Source organism: Pseudoduganella sp. GW821-FHT05F09, assembly GCF_059419605.1.
This window is the reverse complement of the sequence record NZ_JBWKSD010000012.1, coordinates 51,762-67,555: the sequence shown is the minus strand read 5'-3', so window position 1 is coordinate 67,555 and position 15,794 is coordinate 51,762. Positions and strand designations below refer to the sequence as shown.

The window sequence follows — 15,794 nt, the reverse complement described above, 5'->3', positions numbered from 1 at the left end:
CCCCGCCAGGGACCGGCCCTTTTTTCATGCCCCGCGCGCGCGGCACGGTCTCCTTTAGTGCGGACAACACTATCATCCTTTAAAGCAATTAGCCCCTCCCCACCCCTCATCTTCTGGTTTAGAATACCCTGCGGCTGGCCCATACTATGGCTTCCGGTGGAACGCCGCCTGTATATTGCACAAAATAAAGAGGGAGCAACATGAAAGCTGTCATTCTCGCCGGCGGTCTGGGTACGCGGCTCAGTGAAGAGACCACGGTCAAACCCAAGCCCATGGTTGAGATCGGTGGCAAGCCCATCCTCTGGCACATCCTGAAAAGCTACTCGGCGCACGGCATCAACGACTTCGTGATCTGCTGCGGCTACAAGGGCTACATCATCAAGGAATTCTTCGCCAACTACTTCCTGCACACCTCGGACGTCACCTTCGACCTGCAGGCGAACTCGATGGAGGTGCACGAGCGCCACGCCGAGCCGTGGAAGGTGACCCTGGTCGACACCGGCGAAAGCACGCAGACCGGCGGCCGCCTGCGCCGCGTGAAGAAATACGTGGAAAACGAGGAAGCGTTCTGCTTCACCTACGGCGACGGGGTGTCCGACGTGGACATCGGCGCCAGCATCCGCTTCCACCAGGCGCACGGCAAGCTGGGCACCATGACGGCGGTGCAGCCGCCGGGCCGCTTCGGCGCCATCGACATCGACGGCCAGCGCATCGAGCGCTTCAAGGAAAAACCGCAGGGCGACGGCAACTGGATCAACGGCGGCTACTTCGTGCTGTCGCCCAAGGTGATCGACCGCATCGCCGAGGACGGCACCTACTGGGAGCGCGAGCCGATGGAAGGCCTGGCCCGCGACGGCCAGATCGACGCCTATCTGCACCACGGCTTCTGGCAGCCCATGGACACGCTGCGCGACAAGGTGCACCTGGAAGAACTGTGGCAAAGCGGCCAGGCGCCGTGGAAACGCTGGCCATGAATGCCGCGTTCTGGCAAGGCAAGCGCGTCTTCCTGACCGGCCACACCGGCTTCAAGGGCAGCTGGCTCAGCCTGTGGCTGCAGCAGCTGGGCGCCGAAGTCACCGGTTTCGCCCTGCCCCCGCCAAGCGAGCCCAGCCTGTTCAACGTGGCTTGCGTGCAGCAAGGCATGTGCTCCTTCACCGGCGACATCCGCGACGCCGACGCGCTGCGCACCGCCATGCAGGCGGCCAAGCCGGACATCGCCATCCACATGGCGGCCCAGGCGCTGGTGCGCTATTCCTACGCCCATCCGGTGGAAACCTATTCCACCAATGTGATGGGCCTGGTGCATTTCTACGAAGCGGTGCGCGCCACGCCGTCGATACGGGCGGTGGTCAACGTCACCAGCGACAAGTGCTACGAGAACCAGGAATGGCCGTGGGGCTACCGCGAGAACGAGCCCATGGGCGGCTACGACCCCTACAGCAACAGCAAGGGCTGCGCGGAACTGGTCACCAGCGCCTACCGCAGCTCGTATTTCAATCCTGAAAAACATGCCGAGCACGGCGTGGCGCTGGGCTCGGGCCGCGCCGGCAATGTGATCGGCGGCGGCGACTGGGCCGAGGACAGGCTGATCCCGGACATGGTGCGCGCCATCGCGGCCGGCCGCCCGGTGCAGATCCGCAGCCCGCACGCCATCCGTCCCTGGCAGCACGTGCTGGAACCGCTGTCGGGCTATCTGACCCTGGCCGAGCACCTGTACCAACACGGCGCGGCCTACGCCGAAGGTTTCAATTTCGGCCCGCACGACACCGACGCGCGCCCGGTGGAATGGATCATCAGCCGCCTGTGCGCCAGCTGGGGCGACGGCGCCTCCTGGCAGCTGGACGGCGCGCCGCAGCCGCACGAGGCCACCTACCTCAAGCTGGACTGCTCCAAGGCGCGCAGCCGCCTGAACTGGCAGCCGCGCTGGAACCTGGCGCACACCATCGACCAGATCGTGGCCTGGCACCAGGCTTACGCCGCCAATCCGGCCGGCAGCGACATGCGCGCGCTGACGCTGGCGCAGATCGCCGCTTACCAAAACACCGACATTTAAAGACCAAGACCATGAGCGACACCCCAAACAAAGAACAGCTGCGCGAGCAGATCATCCAGCTGGTGGCCCAGTACGGCGCCCTGGCCAGCGAACCCAAGCCCTTCGAGCCGGGCGTGACCGTGATCCCGCCGGCCGGCAAGGTGGTGGGCGCGCCGGAAATGGAAATGATGGTGCACGCCTCGCTGGACGCCTGGCTGACCACGGGCCGCTTCAACGATCAGTTCGAGGCCAAGCTGGCCAAGCTGATCGGCGTGCAGCACCTGATCACCGTGAACTCCGGCTCCTCGGCCAACCTGGTGGCGTTCAACACGCTGACCTCGCCCAAGCTCGGCGCGCGCGCCATCCAGCCGGGCGACGAAGTGATCGGCGTGGCGGCGGGCTTCCCCACCACTGTCAACCCCATCATCCAGTTCGGCGCGGTGCCGGTGTTCGTGGACGTGGAGCTGGGCACCTACAATATCGACGTGACGCAGCTGGAAGCGGCCATCGGCCCGAAAACCAAGGCCATCATGCTGGCCCACACGCTGGGCAACCCGTACAACCTGGACGTCATCGTCGCGCTGTGCAAAAAGTACAATCTGTGGCTGATCGAGGACTGCTGCGACGCGCTCGGTTCGACCTATGACGGCAAGATGGTCGGCACCTTCGGCGACATCGGCACCATGTCCTTCTACCCGGCCCACCACATCACCATGGGCGAAGGCGGCGCGGTGTTCACCAACAACGCCGAGCTGAAGATGATCGCCGAGTCCTTCCGCGACTGGGGCCGCGACTGCTACTGCGCGCCGGGCAAGGACAACACCTGCGGCAAGCGCTTCTGCCAGTGCCTGGGCACGCTGCCGGCCGGCTACGACCACAAGTACACCTACAGCCACCTGGGCTACAACCTGAAGATCACCGACATGCAGGCGGCCTGCGGCCTGGCCCAGATCGACCGCGCGCACGGCTTCATCCAGGCCCGCAAGGACAACTTCGCCTTCCTGAAGCAGCGCCTGCAGACCTGCACCGAGTTCCTGATCCTGCCGGAAGCGACCGGGAATTCGGACCCGTCCTGGTTCGGCTTCCCGATGACCATCAAGCCGGAGGCGAACGTGGCGCGGGTGGACCTGCTGACCTATCTGGACCAGCACAAGATCGGCACCCGCTTGCTGTTCGCCGGCAACCTGACGCGCCAGCCTTACATGGCCGGACGCAACTACCGTGTCTCGGGGGAACTGGTCAACACCGACCGCGTGATGAACGACACCTTCTGGATCGGCGTCTATCCCGGCCTGTCGCGCGAGATGCTGGAATACGCGGCCACCAAGCTGGAAGAGTTCTTCGGCGTTGGTTTCTGACCAAAGCCTGAAATGAAGGGCCATGCGGGCGCAGCTTCCCTTATGCGGCCCGCTGCCTGCGAGCTACAATAGCAGTCAGACTCGAGATGCATTGATTTCAAATTAATGACTGCAGTCAATGACGGCAGCCGCAGCACACGGTCAAACTGCAAGCGAAATACTCGGCAATCTTGCCTAAATCTGGAGGAGTGAACAAATGAATAAACGCGAACGTCAGATGCTGGACATCCTGAAACGCGGCCGTGACGAATTCGGTTACAAGGCCGTCAAGGCCGAGTTTGAAGCCGAAGGCACCCGTATCGACGAACTGCTGCGCCTGATGGACATCGCGCGCAAAGCCGAACTGAAGATCGGCCTGAAGATCGGCGGCTGCGAAGCCGTGCGCGATCTGCTGGAAAGCCGCCAGCTGGGCGTGGACTACATCATCGCGCCAATGGTTGAGACTCCCTATGCGCTGTCCAAGTTCATTGAAGCGAAGAACAAGGTCTACACCGAAGAAGAGCAGGAAGACACCGATTTCCTGTTCAACCTGGAAACCCTGTCGACCTTCGGCCACCTCGACGAGATCGCCCGCGTGGCGTCCGCACCGGGCGGCGTGGAAGGCATCGTGTTCGGCCGCGTGGACTTCTCCGGTTCGGCCGGCCTGTCGCGCGACAACATCAACGACGACCAGATCACCGACTACATCCTGAAAACCGCCGAAGTGTGCAAGCAGAAGAACCTGCACCTGGTGGTGGGCGGCGGCGTGTCGATGGACTCGCTGCCGGCGCTGCGCCGCATGGCCGCCGTGCACCTGACCCGCTTCGAAACCCGCAAGGTGATCTTCGAGGGCGCGGCCGCCAACAATCCGAACATGGACAAGGGCCTGCTGCAGGCGGTGCATTTCGAACTGCTGTGGCTGCAGAACAAGCGCGACTACTACGGCTTCATCGAGCGCGAAGATGCGAAACGCATCGACATGCTGGAAGCGCGCTGGAAAGTGCTGAACACCTGAGCATGACGGCCGCCACCCACGCTACGGGCGCGCCGCCGCGCGCGCTGGTCTTCGGCGCCACCGGCGCCATAGGCTCGGCCATCGCGGCGCGCTGCGCCGGCGCGGGCTGGCAGGTCACCGCAGTGTCGCGCAGCGGCGGCGGCGACGATTTCGATCCGGCCTGGGATGCGATCCGCACCCTGGCCTACGATCCCTTCGCCGCCACGGCGCAAGCCGAGGCCGCGCTGCGCGAAGGCGGCCCCTACACCGCCGTGGTGTGGGCGCAGGGCGCCAACAGCACCGACAACGTCTACAACGTGGACCTGGACGCCCACCTGGCGCTGTACCAGGCCAACTGCCTGTACATCCTGGCCACCATGAAATGGCTGCTGGCGCACAAGCTGCTCGCGCCGCGCGCGCGCCTGTGCGTGATCAGCTCCATCTGGCAGAACCTGGCGCGCCAGGACAAGCTGTCCTACTGCATGAGCAAGGCCGCGCTGCAAGGCCTGGTGCTGTCGGCCAGCGCCGACCTGGCCAAGGAAGGCATGCTGATCAACGCCATCCTGCCCGGCGCACTGGACACCCCCATGACGCGCAAGAACGTGGCCCCGGCCCAGCTGGAAAAGCTCAGCGGCGCCACGTATTTCAACCAACTCCCGGCACTGGAGGACGTGAGCCAGCTGGCCCTCTTCCTGTGCTCGCCGCAAAACACCGGCATCACCGGCCAGTTCATTGCGGCCGACCTAGGTTTCAGCCATGTCCGACTACTTTAAGATCGCTTCCAGCGCCGGCGACTACGCGGTGCGCATCGGCGGCGGCCTGTCCGCCGACGAGCAGGGCGATCCGTCCCAGCAGATCGTGCTGTGCGACCAGTTCTTCGCCGACGCCTACCGCGCCCAGGGCCTGAAGGTGATCGCCATCGAGGCCACCGAAACGGCGAAAAGCCTGGACCGCATGGGCGACATCATCGTCGCCATGCGCGAATTCGGCGCCAACCGCAAGACCCGGCTGCTGGCCGTGGGCGGCGGCGTGATCCAGGACATCGCCACCTTCGTGGCCTCGGTGTATATGCGCGGCCTGCAGTGGAACTACCTGCCCACCACCCTGCTGGGCATGGTGGACTCCTGCATAGGCGGCAAGTCCTCCATCAATGTGGGCAGCTATAAAAACCTGATCGGCAATTTCTATCCGCCGCAGAACGTCGTCATCGACATGGCCTTCGCCGCCACGCTCAACACCGAGCAGCGCGTGGCCGGCCTGTGCGAAGCGGTGAAGATCTGCTTTGCCCACACCGGCAGCGCCTTCGGCGACTACCTGGCCCTGAACGCCAGCGCCGCCAGCAGCGCGGACACGCTGCAGGACGTGATCCGCCTGTCGCTGCAGACCAAGCGCTGGTTTATCGAGATCGACGAGCACGACCACAAGGAACGCCTGCTGCTCAACTACGGCCACACCTTTGGCCACGCCATCGAAAGCGCCTGCGACTTCGCCATCCCGCACGGCGTCGCGGTGGGCATAGGCGTGCTGGCCTCGCTGCATTTCGCGCGCCTGAACAATCACTACGCCGCCGTGCCGGAACGCGTGGCGCAGCTGGAGCGCTATATGACCGGCCTGCTGGGCGCGCTGCCGCAGCTGCCGGCCCAGATCGCCCAGGTGGCCGTGGACGACCTGCTCAAGCGCTTCGAAGCGGACAAGAAGCACGGCCAGAACCATTACGCCGTCATCGTGCCGGACGCGCAGGGCTACCTGGTGCGCATGGAGCTGCCCAAGACGGACGCCAGCCGCGCCATGCTGCTGCAAGCCTTCCGCGCCGCGCTGGCGCAGGCTTCCGGCTCGGCCTGACCATGGCCGGCAACACCACTTCGCCTGCCGCCGCGCCGGCAGCCGCCCTGGCGCTCAGCGCGCCGCTGGCGGCCGCCCTGCGCGCCGCGCCCTGGCACTTTGTGGTCACCGGCGCCAACGGCTGGCTGGGCCGCGCCACGCTGGCCGTGCTGCACCAAGCCCTGGGCGGCGATTTCGCCACCCGCGTGACCGCGCTCGGCTCGCGCGCCGCCAGCCTGGAGCTGGACGGCCATGCCGTGCCGGTGGCGCCGCTGCTGGACTGGACGCCGCCCGCCCACACCCCGCTGCTGGTCTGCCATTACGCCTTCCTGACCATGGACAAGGTGCAGGGCATGAGCGCGGACGACTACGTGGCGCGCAACGAAGCCATCCGCAACACCGTGCTGGGCTGGATCGCGCAAGGCGCGGTGCAGGCCGCGCTGGTGCCCTCCTCCGGCGCCGTGTACGACTACCTGCGCGGCCTGGAAGACCCGGAACTGGCGGCGGCGCGCAATCCGAACGCGGTGCTGTACGGCCGCCTGAAGCACGAGGACGAACTGGCCTTCGCGGCCGCCTGCAAGCAGCACGGCGCGCGCCTGGTGCTGCCGCGCGTGTTCAACCTGGCCGGCCCCTGCATCAACAAATTCGACGCCTACGCGCTGGCCTCCTTCATCGCCCAGCTGCTGCAGGGCGGCGCCATCGCCATCAACGCGCGCCGCCCGGTGCTGCGCTCCTACTACTACATCGGCGACCTGCTGGAGCTGTGCTTCGGCCTGCTGCTGCGTGCGGACGCCGCCCCCGTGCTGCGCTTCGACACGGCGGCCGAGGAGGTGGTGGAGCTGGAGCCGCTGGCGCGCCGCGTGGCCGCCGTGCTGGGCAAGGCGGCCGCGACCACGCGCGCCACGCTGGACCCGGCGCTGCCGGCCGACCGCTACGTGGGCGAACGCGCCGGCGTCGCCGCGCTGGAAGCCATGCTGGGCCTGCGCCCGATGGCGCTGGACGAACAAATTTCCCGCACGGCTGCCTACATCGCCGGCGTACTCACAAAATAAACAAGGACCGACATGAAATACAGCGACTTAATGGCCGAATGGCTCAAGAGCATGGGCTACACGCACTGCTTCTACGTGGCGGGCGGCAATATCATGCACCTGCTGGCCAGCAGCGCCAAGCATTTCAAGATGGTGTCGGTGATCCATGAAGTGGCGGCCGGCGTGGCCGCCGAGTACTTCAACGAAGCCAGCACGGACGGCTCGAAAGCCTTCGCCCTGGTGACCGCCGGCCCCGGCATGACCAACCTGGTGACGGCGCTGGCCGGCGCCTACCTGGAAAGCCGCGAGCTGCTGGTGATCGGCGGCCAGGTCAAGACCGCCGACCTGTCGCGCGGCACGCTGCGCCAGCGCGGCATCCAGGAAATCGACGGCGTGGCCATCGCCCGCCCGGTGTGCAGCGTGGCAGAACTGCTGGACGAGCCGGTCTCGCGCGCGCGCATGGAACAGCTGGTGCTGGACGCCAACCACGGCCGCAAGGGTCCGGTCTTCCTGGAACTGCCGCTCGACATCCAGGGCCGCAGCGTGGACCGCGCCGAACTCGAACAGCTGGCCCCGCCCGTGCCGCCGGCGCTGCCGCAGGCCAGCGACGCCACCATCGCCGAGCTGGCCGCGAAAATCCGCGCCGCGCAGCGCCCGCTGCTGCTGCTGGGCGGCGGCGTGTCGCGCGCCACCGCGCAGGCGCTGCAGGACCGCTTCGCCGCCATGGGCCTGCCGGTGACCACCACCTGGAACGCGGCCGACCGCATCGCCGCCGACCACCCGAACTATTTCGGCCGTCCCAACACCTGGGGCCAGCGCTACGCCAACCTGCTGCTGCAGCAAAGCGACCTGCTGCTGGCCATGGGCACCCGCCTGGGCATGCAGCAGACCGGCTTCAACTGGCAGCAGTTCGTGCCCAAGGGCGAAGTGGTGCACGTCGATTGCGACCTGGCCGAGCTGGAAAAAGGCCATCCGCGCGTCGAGCACCCCATCCATGCGGACGCCAACAGCCTGCTGCTGGCGCTGTCGCAGCAGGACCTGGGCCAGCACGGCGACTGGCTGGCCTATTGCGCCGAGGTGAAAGCGGCGCTGCCGCTGATTGAACAGAACAGCACCGGCGCGGACTATATCTCGCCCTACCGCTTCGTGGAGCAGCTGTCGCGCCGCTGCCATGCGGACGACGTGGTGATCCCGTGCAGCAGCGGCGGCGCCTTCACCGTCATGATGCAGACCTTCGCCCAGCAGCGCGGCCAGACCATCGTCACCAACAAGGGCCTGGCCTCGATGGGCTACGGCCTGTCCGGCGCCATCGGCGCGGCGCTGGCGCATCCGGAGCGGCGCACGCTGCTGGTGGAAGGCGACGGCGGCTTCGCGCAGAACCTGCAGGAAATCGGCACCGCCGCCGTGAACAAGCTGAACCTGAAGATGTTCATCTTCGACGACAACGGCTACGCCTCGATCCGCATGACGCAGAAGAACTACTTCGGCGGCAGCTACATCGGCTGCGACATCAATTCCGGCCTCGGCCTGCCGGACTGGGAACAGCTGTTCAAGGCCTGGAACGTGCCGGCCCTGCGCATCGGCAAGGACTTCGACGGCAGCGCCGACTTCGCCGCGCTGTTCGACGCGCCCGGCCCGGCCGCCTTCATCGTGTCGATCGACCCGGAGCAAAGCTACTTCCCGAAAATCATGAGCCGGGTCACCGAGAGCGGCGCCATGGAATCGAACCCGCTGCACCAGATGTCGCCGGCGCTGGACGACGCGCTGCAGCGCGCCACCATGCGCTACCTGGACTGATACCTTACTTAAGCAACGAGACTTTATGGCCAGCACACCGCACACCGCCGCCCCCGCCAACCTGGCCGACGCCGCCCAGCAGGCGTTCACCGAGGCCGGACAAGGCAGCCTTTCCATCACCGGCCTGTTCGACATGGCGGGCCGCATCACCGAAGCCGGCCAGCCCGCGCTGGCGATCCAGCTGTACCGCCTGTGGCTGGACAACACGCCCTCGCCGCTGTCCTACGCCGCCAATTTCAACCTGGCGGTGCTGCTGGTGAACGTGGACGAGGCGGCGGCCGAAGCGGCCTACCGCCTGTCGATCACGCAGAACCCGCAGTTCGTGGAGGGCTACCTGAACCTGGGCACGCTGCTCGAGCGCATGAAGCGCCCCGAGGAGTCGCTGGAGCTGTGGCGCAAGGCGGTGGAGCTGTCGCCGGCCAACACCGCGCCCACGCGCGCGCTGCGGGTGCAGGCGCTGAACAATCTCGGCCGCCTGCAGGAAATCCTCAAGCGCCTGCCGGAAGCGGAAAAGGCGCTGGCCGAAAGCCTGCGCCTGGACCCCAACCAGCGCAACGTCATCACGCACTGGGTGCACCTGCGCCAGAAGCAGTGCAACTGGCCGGTGTACGACACCTCCATCGGCATCAAGAAGAAGGTGCTGATGGACGGCACCTCGGCGCTGGCCATGCTGAGCGGCTCGCCCGACCCGGCCATGCAGCTGCACGCCTCGAGCCGCTATGTCGAGGAAAAAGTGCTCAAGGGCGTGGACCCGCTGGCCACCGGCGGCTATGTGCACGAGCGCCTGCGCATCGGCTACCTGTCGTCGGACTTCTGCTCGCACGCGGTGTCCATCCTGACGGCCGAGCTGTACGGCCTGCACGACCGCACCCAGTTCGAGGTGTTCGCCTTCGACTGGAGCCACGAGGACGGCTCGCCGCTGCGCGCCCGCGTGATCGCCGGCATGGACCACCATATCCGCATCGGCGGCCTGTCCGACGAGGAGGCCGCGCGCCTGATACGCTCCTGCGAGATCGACATCCTGGTCGACCTGCACGGCCTGACCCTGAACGCGCGCCATAACATCCTGTCCTACCGGCCCGCGCCGGTGCAGGTCACCTGGCTGGGCCTGCCCGGCCCGACCGGCCTGCCGGAAATCGACTACGTGATCTCGGATCCCTTCGTGCTGCCGCCCGAGCTCGAGCCTTTCTTCACCGAAAAGCCGCTGCACATGCCGCACACCTTCCAGATCAACGACCGCCAGCGCCAGATCGGTCCCACGCCCACGCGCGCCTCCTGCAGCCTGCCGGAAGACGCCTATGTGTTCTGCGCCTTCAACAACACCTTCAAGATCACGCCGGACGTGTTTGAAAGCTGGATGCGCATCATGAAGGCGGTGCCGGGCAGCGTGCTGTGGCTGGTGGCGGAAAGCCCGGTGGTGCGCACCAATCTGCGCCGCCACGCCGAGCAGCTGGGCATCGCCACCGAACGGCTGCTGTTCGCCGAGCGCGTGGTGCCGGCCGAATACCTGGCGCGCTACCAGGTGGCCGACCTGTTCCTCGACACCGCCCCCTTCGGCGGCGGCACCACCGCCAGCGACGCGCTGTGGGCCGGCCTGCCGGTGCTCACCTGCGCCGGCCGCACCTTCTCCTCGCGCATGGCGGGCAGCCTGCTGCACGCCATCGGCCTGCCGGAGCTGGTGACGCACAATATGGAGGACTACGAGGCGCTGGCCATCCGCCTGGGCAACGACCGCGCCTACAGCGGCGAGCTGCGCCAGCGCCTGGCCGACAACCGCATGACCACGCCGCTGTTCGACAGCGAGCGCTTTGTGCGCGACCTGGAACAGCGCTTCAAGGACATCGCCATCCGCACCGCGCCGGCGCCGGTGCTCAACGGCCTGCCGCTGGTGAGCATCCTGCTGCCCACCCACAACCGGCCGGACTACGCCGAACTGGCGCTGCAAAGCGCGCTGGCGCAGACCTATCCGCATATCGAGATCGTCGTCAGCGACAACAGCGACGACGAGCTGACCCGGGCCCGCTTCGCGCCCTACCTGGCCAAGCACCCGAATATCCGCTACTACCGCGTGCCGGGCTACAGCGCGATGGAGAACGGCCGCAACTGCTTCCGCCATTCGCGCGGCGACTACATCAACTATCTGATGGACGACGACCTGTTCCACCCGGCCAAGATCCTGCGCATGATGTCCTTCATGCTGACCGATCCCACGCTGGGCCTGGTGACCTCCTTCCGCCAGCTGATCGACGCCGCCGGCAACGACATTCCGCCTATACCCGGCACCGAACGCCTGTTCGAGACCGAGGCGCGCGTGACCGGCGCCTCGCTGGGCCGCATGCTGCTCACCGACGGCAACAACCTCATCGGCGAACCGACCACGGTGCTGGTGCGCCGCAGCGCGCTGGAACGCGAGTTCGGCGTCTACGCCGGGCGCCAGTACACGGCGCTGTCCGACGTGGCCACCTGGCTGACCGTGCTGCGCAACCACGACGCGGTCTACCTGCCGGAAACGCTGAGCTACTTCCGCCTGCACGGCGGCCAGGACCAGCGCGCCGAAAGCACCCGCATCCGCTGCAACCTGGACTGGCTGCAGCTGTACACCGACGCGCTCGAACGCGGCGAATACCTGCCCGACCGCGCCGCCGCCGAGGAACAGCTGGCCAGCAAGCTGACCACCATGGTCTGGTTCCTGGGCAGCGTGCGCAAGCATATCCAGGAGAGCAAGTTCGACCTGGAGGCGATCCAGTCCGTGGTGTCGCAAGCCACCGGCGTGCTGCTGCGCAGCACCAGCAAAGAGGACGAGGCGGCATGAGAACCCGGCCCTACGTCATCCTCACGCCCAGCTATTGCGTGAGCGCCGGCGTGCGCGTGATGCACCACCTGTGCCACGAGCTCAACGGGCTGGGCTTCGACGCCAAGCTCATGCTCACGTCCAACCTCAGTCCGCCGGGCGAGCCGCTGGTCAACCCGGCGCTCAACACGCCCATCATCAACGGCCTGTTCCCCGAGCACTGGGAGCGCATCAACGAGGAATCCATCGTCATCAGCTCGGACGGCGTGATCGGCAACCCCTTCAACGCCAAGCGCCTGGTGCGCTACGTGCTGGGGCGCGAGAACCAGCCCACCGCCGCCGACGAGTTCCCGCTCTACTACTCGCGCACCTTCCCGATGGACAAGAGCAAGGCCGTGCATACGCTGTACTACCTGCCGATCGACCTGAGCGTGTTCAATCCCAACTACGCGCCGGCGCGCGACCAGGACATGCTGTGGCTGGGCAAGGGCGCCAAGTTCTGCCTGGAGCGCCCGCCCGGCGTGGTCGACATCACCTACACCTGGCCGCCCACGCGTGATGAGCTGGCGGCCAATCTGCGCCGCACCCGCTATATGTATTCCTACGACGCGGTGAGCGCCACCAACGGCGAGGCCGTGCTGTGCGGCGCCGTGGTCATCCTCAAGCACCTGAGCTACCACGACTGGGAGTGGACCCGCGCCGACGTCGAGGCGACCGAACTGGGCGCCGGCGGCTTCGCCTTCGACGAAAGCGAGGCCGAGATCGAACGCGCCTTCAATTCGCGCGGCGAGCAGATGGAGCGCGCGCGCCACATCATGGCCGCTTACCGGCCCAGCCTGCTGGCCTTTGTCGAGGCCAGCCAACACCGGTTCCGCCTATGAAGCTATGCGCCCACCGCGGCCACTGGCTGCAGCCGGCCGAGAAAAACAGCCTGGCCGCCTTCGAGCGCGCGCTGGCCGGCGGCCACGGCATTGAAACCGATGTGCGCGACGCCGGCGGCGCCGCCGTCATCGCGCACGACCTGCCCAGCGGCGGGGAGATGAGCCTGGACGCCTTCCTGGCGCTGTGCGCGCGCCATCCGCAAGCGCGCCCGCTGGCCCTGAACATCAAGGCCGACGGCCTGCAGCAGCTGGTGCGCGCCGCGCTGGCGCGGCACGCCATCGAAGGCGCTTTCGTGTTCGACATGGCCGTGCCGGACGCGCTCGGCTACCTGCGCGCCGGCCTGCCGGCCTACACCCGCTGCAGCGAATACGAGAATCCGCCGCCCTACCAGGAACAGGCCGCCGGCCTGTGGCTGGACTGCTTCCACGGCGAATGGTACGGGCGCGAGCTGATCGCCGCCTGGCTGGAGCGCGGCAAGCCGGTCTGCCTGGTCTCGCCCGAGCTGCACGGCCGCCCGCACCTGGCCTGCTGGCGGCAGCTGCGCGACTGGCAGCTGCACCGCCATCCGCTGTTCAGCCTGTGCACCGATTTCCCGCTCGACGCCGAGCAATTTTTCGCATGATTTTTCACATGAACCGCGCCGTATGACGACACAAAACAAAATCCAGGCCATCATCTTCGACATGGACGGCGTGCTGGTGGAGGCCAAGGACTGGCACTACGACGCGCTCAACCGCGCGCTGGGCCTGTTCGGCATGGAGATCAGCCGCCACGACCACCTGGTCACCTACGACGGCCTGCCGACCAAGACCAAGCTGCGCATGCTCTCGCTCGAGCGCGGCCTGCCGGAAGGCCTGCACGGCTTCATCAACGACATGAAGCAGATCTACACCACCGAGCTGATACACGCGCGCTGCAAGCCGACCTTCCACCACCAGTACGCGCTGAGCCGTTTGCAAAGCGAAGGCTACCGCCTGGCCGTGTGCTCGAACTCGGTGCGCAGCACGGTGGGCCTGATGATGGAGCGCACCGCCCTGCTGCCGCTGCTGCAGTTCTACCTGTCCAACGAGGACGCGGCCCAGCCCAAGCCCGCGCCGGACATGTACAACAGCGCCATCGCCCGCCTCGGCCTGACGCCGCAGCAATGCCTGATCGTGGAGGACAACCCGAACGGCATCCGCGCCGCGCGCGCCTCGGGCGCCCATGTGATGTGCGTCAGCGACGTGCACGACGTCAATTACAGCAATATCCGCAAGATGCTGACGGAACTGGAGGCCGGCCATGCTTAACATCCTGATCCCCATGGGCGCGCAGTCGGTGTTCTTCGAGCAGGACCCGTCGCCCTACCCCAAGCCGCTGGCCGAAATCAACGGCAAGCCCATGGTGCAGCACGTGATCGAGAACCTGCAGACGCTGGACTGCGAAAAGCGCTTCATCTTCATCCTGCGCGACGAGGACTGCTCGCGCTACCACCTGGACAGCTCGGTGCGCCTGCTGTGCGACGGCCACAGCCATGGCTGCCAGATCATCCGCACCATGCGTCCGACCCAGGGCGCGGCCTGCAGCGCGCTGCTGGCCATCGACCTGATCGGCAACGACGAGCCGCTGCTGATCGCCAACGGCGACCAGCTGTTCGACGCCGACCTGAACGCGCTGCTGCGCGACATCGAGGCGCAGCAGGCCGACGCGGCCTGCCTGACCTTCGACTCGCTGCACCCGCGCTGGTCCTATGTGCGGCTGGAGAACGGCAACGACATCGTGGAGACGGCCGAGAAGCACCCCATCAGCCGCCACGCCATCGCCGGCTTCTACTACTTCGCGCGCGGCAGCGACTTCGTGCTGGCGGCGCAGCGCTCCATCGCCAAGGACGCCAGCGTGGACGGCGTGTTCTACATCGCGCCGGTGATGAACGAGCTGATACTGCAAAACAAGCGCCTGAAGGCGCTGCCGCTGCCGCCCGGCAGCTACCACACCTTCTACACGCCGAAGAAGATAGAAGAATACGAAAACTCGCTGCGGCCCTAAGGAGCATCCCATGCAAATATTCAAACAGGCCGACATGGTCAAAGGCTGGTTCGTGGGCGATTTCACGCCCACCGTGCTGGCCACCCGCGCCGCCGAAGTGGCCATCAAGACCTACGCCGCCGGCGCCCGCGAGGAGCGCCACTACCACAAGATCGCGCAGGAAATCACCGTCATCCAGAGCGGCCGCGTGCAGATGAACGGCCGGGAATTCTCGGCCGGCGACATCATCCTGATCCAGCCGCTGGAATCGACCGATTTCGTGGTGCTGGAGGACACGGTGACGGTGGTGGTGAAAGTGCCGGGCGCGGTGGACGACAAATACCTGGGCGAACCGGAGGCGGCATGCTGAACATCGTCCTGCCCATGGCCGGCCACGGCAGCCGCTTCGCCAACGCCGGCTACAGCGTGCCCAAGCCTTTGATCCCGGTCGGCGGCCAGACCATGACGGAGCTGGTGGTGCACAATCTGCGCCCCAGCCAGCCGCACCGCTTCATCTTCGTGTGCCAGCAGGCGCACCTGGACCGCTACGGCCTGGCGGCCCACCTGGAGCGCATTGCGCCCGGCTGCGCCATCGTGCCGGTGGACCAGGTGACGCAGGGCGCGGCCTGCACCGTGCTGCTGGCGCGCGCCTTCATCGACAACGACGCGCCGCTGATGATCGCCAATTGCGACCAGTACGTGGACATCGCCATCGACGACTACCTGGCGCGCATGGACGCGGAACAATTGGACGGCCTGATCATGACCATGACGGCGGACGACCCGAAATGGTCCTTCGTGCGCCTGGACGCGCAGCGCCGCATTACCGAGGTGGTGGAAAAAGTGGTGGTCTCGGACGAGGCCACGGTGGGCATCTACAACTTCCGCCGCGGCGCCGATTTCGTGGCGGCGGCCGACAGCATGATCGCGCAGGACAAGCGCGTGAACGGCGAGTTCTACGTGGCGCCGGCCTACAACGAGATGCTGGCCCGGGGCAGCCGCCTGGGGTTTTACAACATCGGCAGCGACCGCGCCGGCATGTACGGCCTCGGCATTCCCGAGGACCTGGACTACTTCCTGCGCGAGCGCTGGCGCGCGGCGTAAA

15 protein-coding genes are annotated in these 15,794 nt (G+C 66.6%); all 15 read left to right on the top strand.

Features of this window, described 5'->3' with window-relative positions:
- Positions 1 to 200: 200 nt before the first annotated feature.
- The 15 genes from rfbF to AC07S4_RS28500 all read left to right on the top strand — a co-directional run bounded on the left by rfbF (position 201) and on the right by AC07S4_RS28500 (position 15,793).
- On the top strand, positions 201 to 974 hold the full coding sequence (gene rfbF, locus AC07S4_RS28570; protein ID WP_161074337.1) for a glucose-1-phosphate cytidylyltransferase: 774 nt from the start codon (positions 201 to 203) through the stop codon (positions 972 to 974).
- Positions 971 to 2,053 carry a CDP-glucose 4,6-dehydratase gene (gene rfbG, locus AC07S4_RS28565; protein ID WP_494989871.1) on the top strand — a complete coding sequence of 361 codons (1,083 nt, stop codon included), beginning with the start codon at positions 971 to 973 and terminating at the stop codon, positions 2,051 to 2,053. Before rfbF ends, rfbG begins: the two co-directional genes overlap by 4 nt.
- 11 nt (positions 2,054 to 2,064) lie before the next feature.
- On the top strand, positions 2,065 to 3,390 hold the full coding sequence (rfbH, locus tag AC07S4_RS28560; RefSeq protein ID WP_494989819.1) for a lipopolysaccharide biosynthesis protein RfbH: 1,326 nt from the start codon (positions 2,065 to 2,067) through the stop codon (positions 3,388 to 3,390).
- A gap of 196 nt (positions 3,391 to 3,586) precedes the next feature.
- Positions 3,587 to 4,384: an aldolase/citrate lyase family protein gene (locus AC07S4_RS28555; RefSeq protein WP_161074335.1), complete on the top strand. Its 798-nt coding sequence runs from the start codon at positions 3,587 to 3,589 to the stop codon at positions 4,382 to 4,384.
- A 2-nt stretch (positions 4,385 to 4,386) separates the two neighbouring features.
- Positions 4,387 to 5,136 carry an SDR family NAD(P)-dependent oxidoreductase gene (locus tag AC07S4_RS28550; protein WP_494989818.1) on the top strand — a complete coding sequence of 250 codons (750 nt, stop codon included), beginning with the start codon at positions 4,387 to 4,389 and terminating at the stop codon, positions 5,134 to 5,136.
- Entirely contained in the window at positions 5,120 to 6,205 is a 1,086-nt protein-coding gene (locus AC07S4_RS28545; protein WP_494989817.1) for a 3-dehydroquinate synthase, read from the top strand. The genes AC07S4_RS28550 and AC07S4_RS28545 overlap by 17 nt, the downstream gene beginning before the upstream one ends.
- Before the next feature lie 2 nt (positions 6,206 to 6,207).
- Positions 6,208 to 7,236 carry an NAD-dependent epimerase/dehydratase family protein gene (locus AC07S4_RS28540; protein ID WP_494989816.1) on the top strand — a complete coding sequence of 343 codons (1,029 nt, stop codon included), beginning with the start codon at positions 6,208 to 6,210 and terminating at the stop codon, positions 7,234 to 7,236.
- A 12-nt stretch (positions 7,237 to 7,248) separates the two neighbouring features.
- Complete coding sequence (locus AC07S4_RS28535; protein ID WP_494989815.1) at positions 7,249 to 9,012, top strand: thiamine pyrophosphate-binding protein; 1,764 nt, start codon at positions 7,249 to 7,251, stop codon at positions 9,010 to 9,012.
- 25 nt (positions 9,013 to 9,037) lie between these two features.
- Positions 9,038 to 11,824 (top strand): O-linked N-acetylglucosamine transferase family protein, encoded by a 2,787-nt coding sequence (locus tag AC07S4_RS28530; protein WP_494989814.1) that lies wholly within the window; start codon positions 9,038 to 9,040, stop codon positions 11,822 to 11,824.
- A complete protein-coding gene (locus AC07S4_RS28525; RefSeq protein WP_494989813.1) occupies positions 11,821 to 12,684 on the top strand; it encodes a hypothetical protein in 864 nt (287 codons plus the stop codon). Before AC07S4_RS28530 ends, AC07S4_RS28525 begins: the two co-directional genes overlap by 4 nt.
- The gene (locus AC07S4_RS28520) at positions 12,681 to 13,307 is read left to right on the top strand and encodes a PI-PLC domain-containing protein (protein WP_494989812.1); all 627 of its coding nucleotides are present in this window, start codon (positions 12,681 to 12,683) and stop codon (positions 13,305 to 13,307) included. Before AC07S4_RS28525 ends, AC07S4_RS28520 begins: the two co-directional genes overlap by 4 nt.
- 22 nt (positions 13,308 to 13,329) lie before the next feature.
- The gene (locus AC07S4_RS28515; protein ID WP_494989811.1) at positions 13,330 to 13,974 is read left to right on the top strand and encodes an HAD family hydrolase; all 645 of its coding nucleotides are present in this window, start codon (positions 13,330 to 13,332) and stop codon (positions 13,972 to 13,974) included.
- Positions 13,967 to 14,710, top strand: coding sequence for a glycosyltransferase family 2 protein (locus AC07S4_RS28510; protein WP_494989810.1), 744 nt, complete (start codon positions 13,967 to 13,969; stop codon positions 14,708 to 14,710). The genes AC07S4_RS28515 and AC07S4_RS28510 overlap by 8 nt, the downstream gene beginning before the upstream one ends.
- Before the next feature lie 10 nt (positions 14,711 to 14,720).
- Positions 14,721 to 15,059: a cupin domain-containing protein gene (locus tag AC07S4_RS28505; RefSeq protein ID WP_161074325.1), complete on the top strand. Its 339-nt coding sequence runs from the start codon at positions 14,721 to 14,723 to the stop codon at positions 15,057 to 15,059.
- Positions 15,053 to 15,793 carry a glycosyltransferase family 2 protein gene (locus AC07S4_RS28500; protein WP_494989809.1) on the top strand — a complete coding sequence of 247 codons (741 nt, stop codon included), beginning with the start codon at positions 15,053 to 15,055 and terminating at the stop codon, positions 15,791 to 15,793. Before AC07S4_RS28505 ends, AC07S4_RS28500 begins: the two co-directional genes overlap by 7 nt.
- Position 15,794: the final 1 nt, after the last annotated feature.

What these genes read in the sequence shown, in the direction of transcription:
- rfbF (WP_161074337.1), top strand. Translation starts at nt 201, where the DNA reads ATGAAAGCTGTCATTCTCGCCGGCGGTCTGGGTACGCGGCTCAGTGAA.
- rfbG (WP_494989871.1), top strand. Translation starts at nt 971, where the DNA reads ATGAATGCCGCGTTCTGGCAAGGCAAGCGCGTCTTCCTGACCGGCCAC.
- rfbH (WP_494989819.1), top strand. Translation starts at nt 2,065, where the DNA reads ATGAGCGACACCCCAAACAAAGAACAGCTGCGCGAGCAGATCATCCAG.
- AC07S4_RS28555 (WP_161074335.1), top strand. Translation starts at nt 3,587, where the DNA reads ATGAATAAACGCGAACGTCAGATGCTGGACATCCTGAAACGCGGCCGT.
- AC07S4_RS28550 (WP_494989818.1), top strand. Translation starts at nt 4,387, where the DNA reads ATGACGGCCGCCACCCACGCTACGGGCGCGCCGCCGCGCGCGCTGGTC.
- AC07S4_RS28545 (WP_494989817.1), top strand. Translation starts at nt 5,120, where the DNA reads ATGTCCGACTACTTTAAGATCGCTTCCAGCGCCGGCGACTACGCGGTG.
- AC07S4_RS28540 (WP_494989816.1), top strand. Translation starts at nt 6,208, where the DNA reads ATGGCCGGCAACACCACTTCGCCTGCCGCCGCGCCGGCAGCCGCCCTG.
- AC07S4_RS28535 (WP_494989815.1), top strand. Translation starts at nt 7,249, where the DNA reads ATGAAATACAGCGACTTAATGGCCGAATGGCTCAAGAGCATGGGCTAC.
- AC07S4_RS28530 (WP_494989814.1), top strand. Translation starts at nt 9,038, where the DNA reads ATGGCCAGCACACCGCACACCGCCGCCCCCGCCAACCTGGCCGACGCC.
- AC07S4_RS28525 (WP_494989813.1), top strand. Translation starts at nt 11,821, where the DNA reads ATGAGAACCCGGCCCTACGTCATCCTCACGCCCAGCTATTGCGTGAGC.
- AC07S4_RS28520 (WP_494989812.1), top strand. Translation starts at nt 12,681, where the DNA reads ATGAAGCTATGCGCCCACCGCGGCCACTGGCTGCAGCCGGCCGAGAAA.
- AC07S4_RS28515 (WP_494989811.1), top strand. Translation starts at nt 13,330, where the DNA reads ATGACGACACAAAACAAAATCCAGGCCATCATCTTCGACATGGACGGC.
- AC07S4_RS28510 (WP_494989810.1), top strand. Translation starts at nt 13,967, where the DNA reads ATGCTTAACATCCTGATCCCCATGGGCGCGCAGTCGGTGTTCTTCGAG.
- AC07S4_RS28505 (WP_161074325.1), top strand. Translation starts at nt 14,721, where the DNA reads ATGCAAATATTCAAACAGGCCGACATGGTCAAAGGCTGGTTCGTGGGC.
- AC07S4_RS28500 (WP_494989809.1), top strand. Translation starts at nt 15,053, where the DNA reads ATGCTGAACATCGTCCTGCCCATGGCCGGCCACGGCAGCCGCTTCGCC.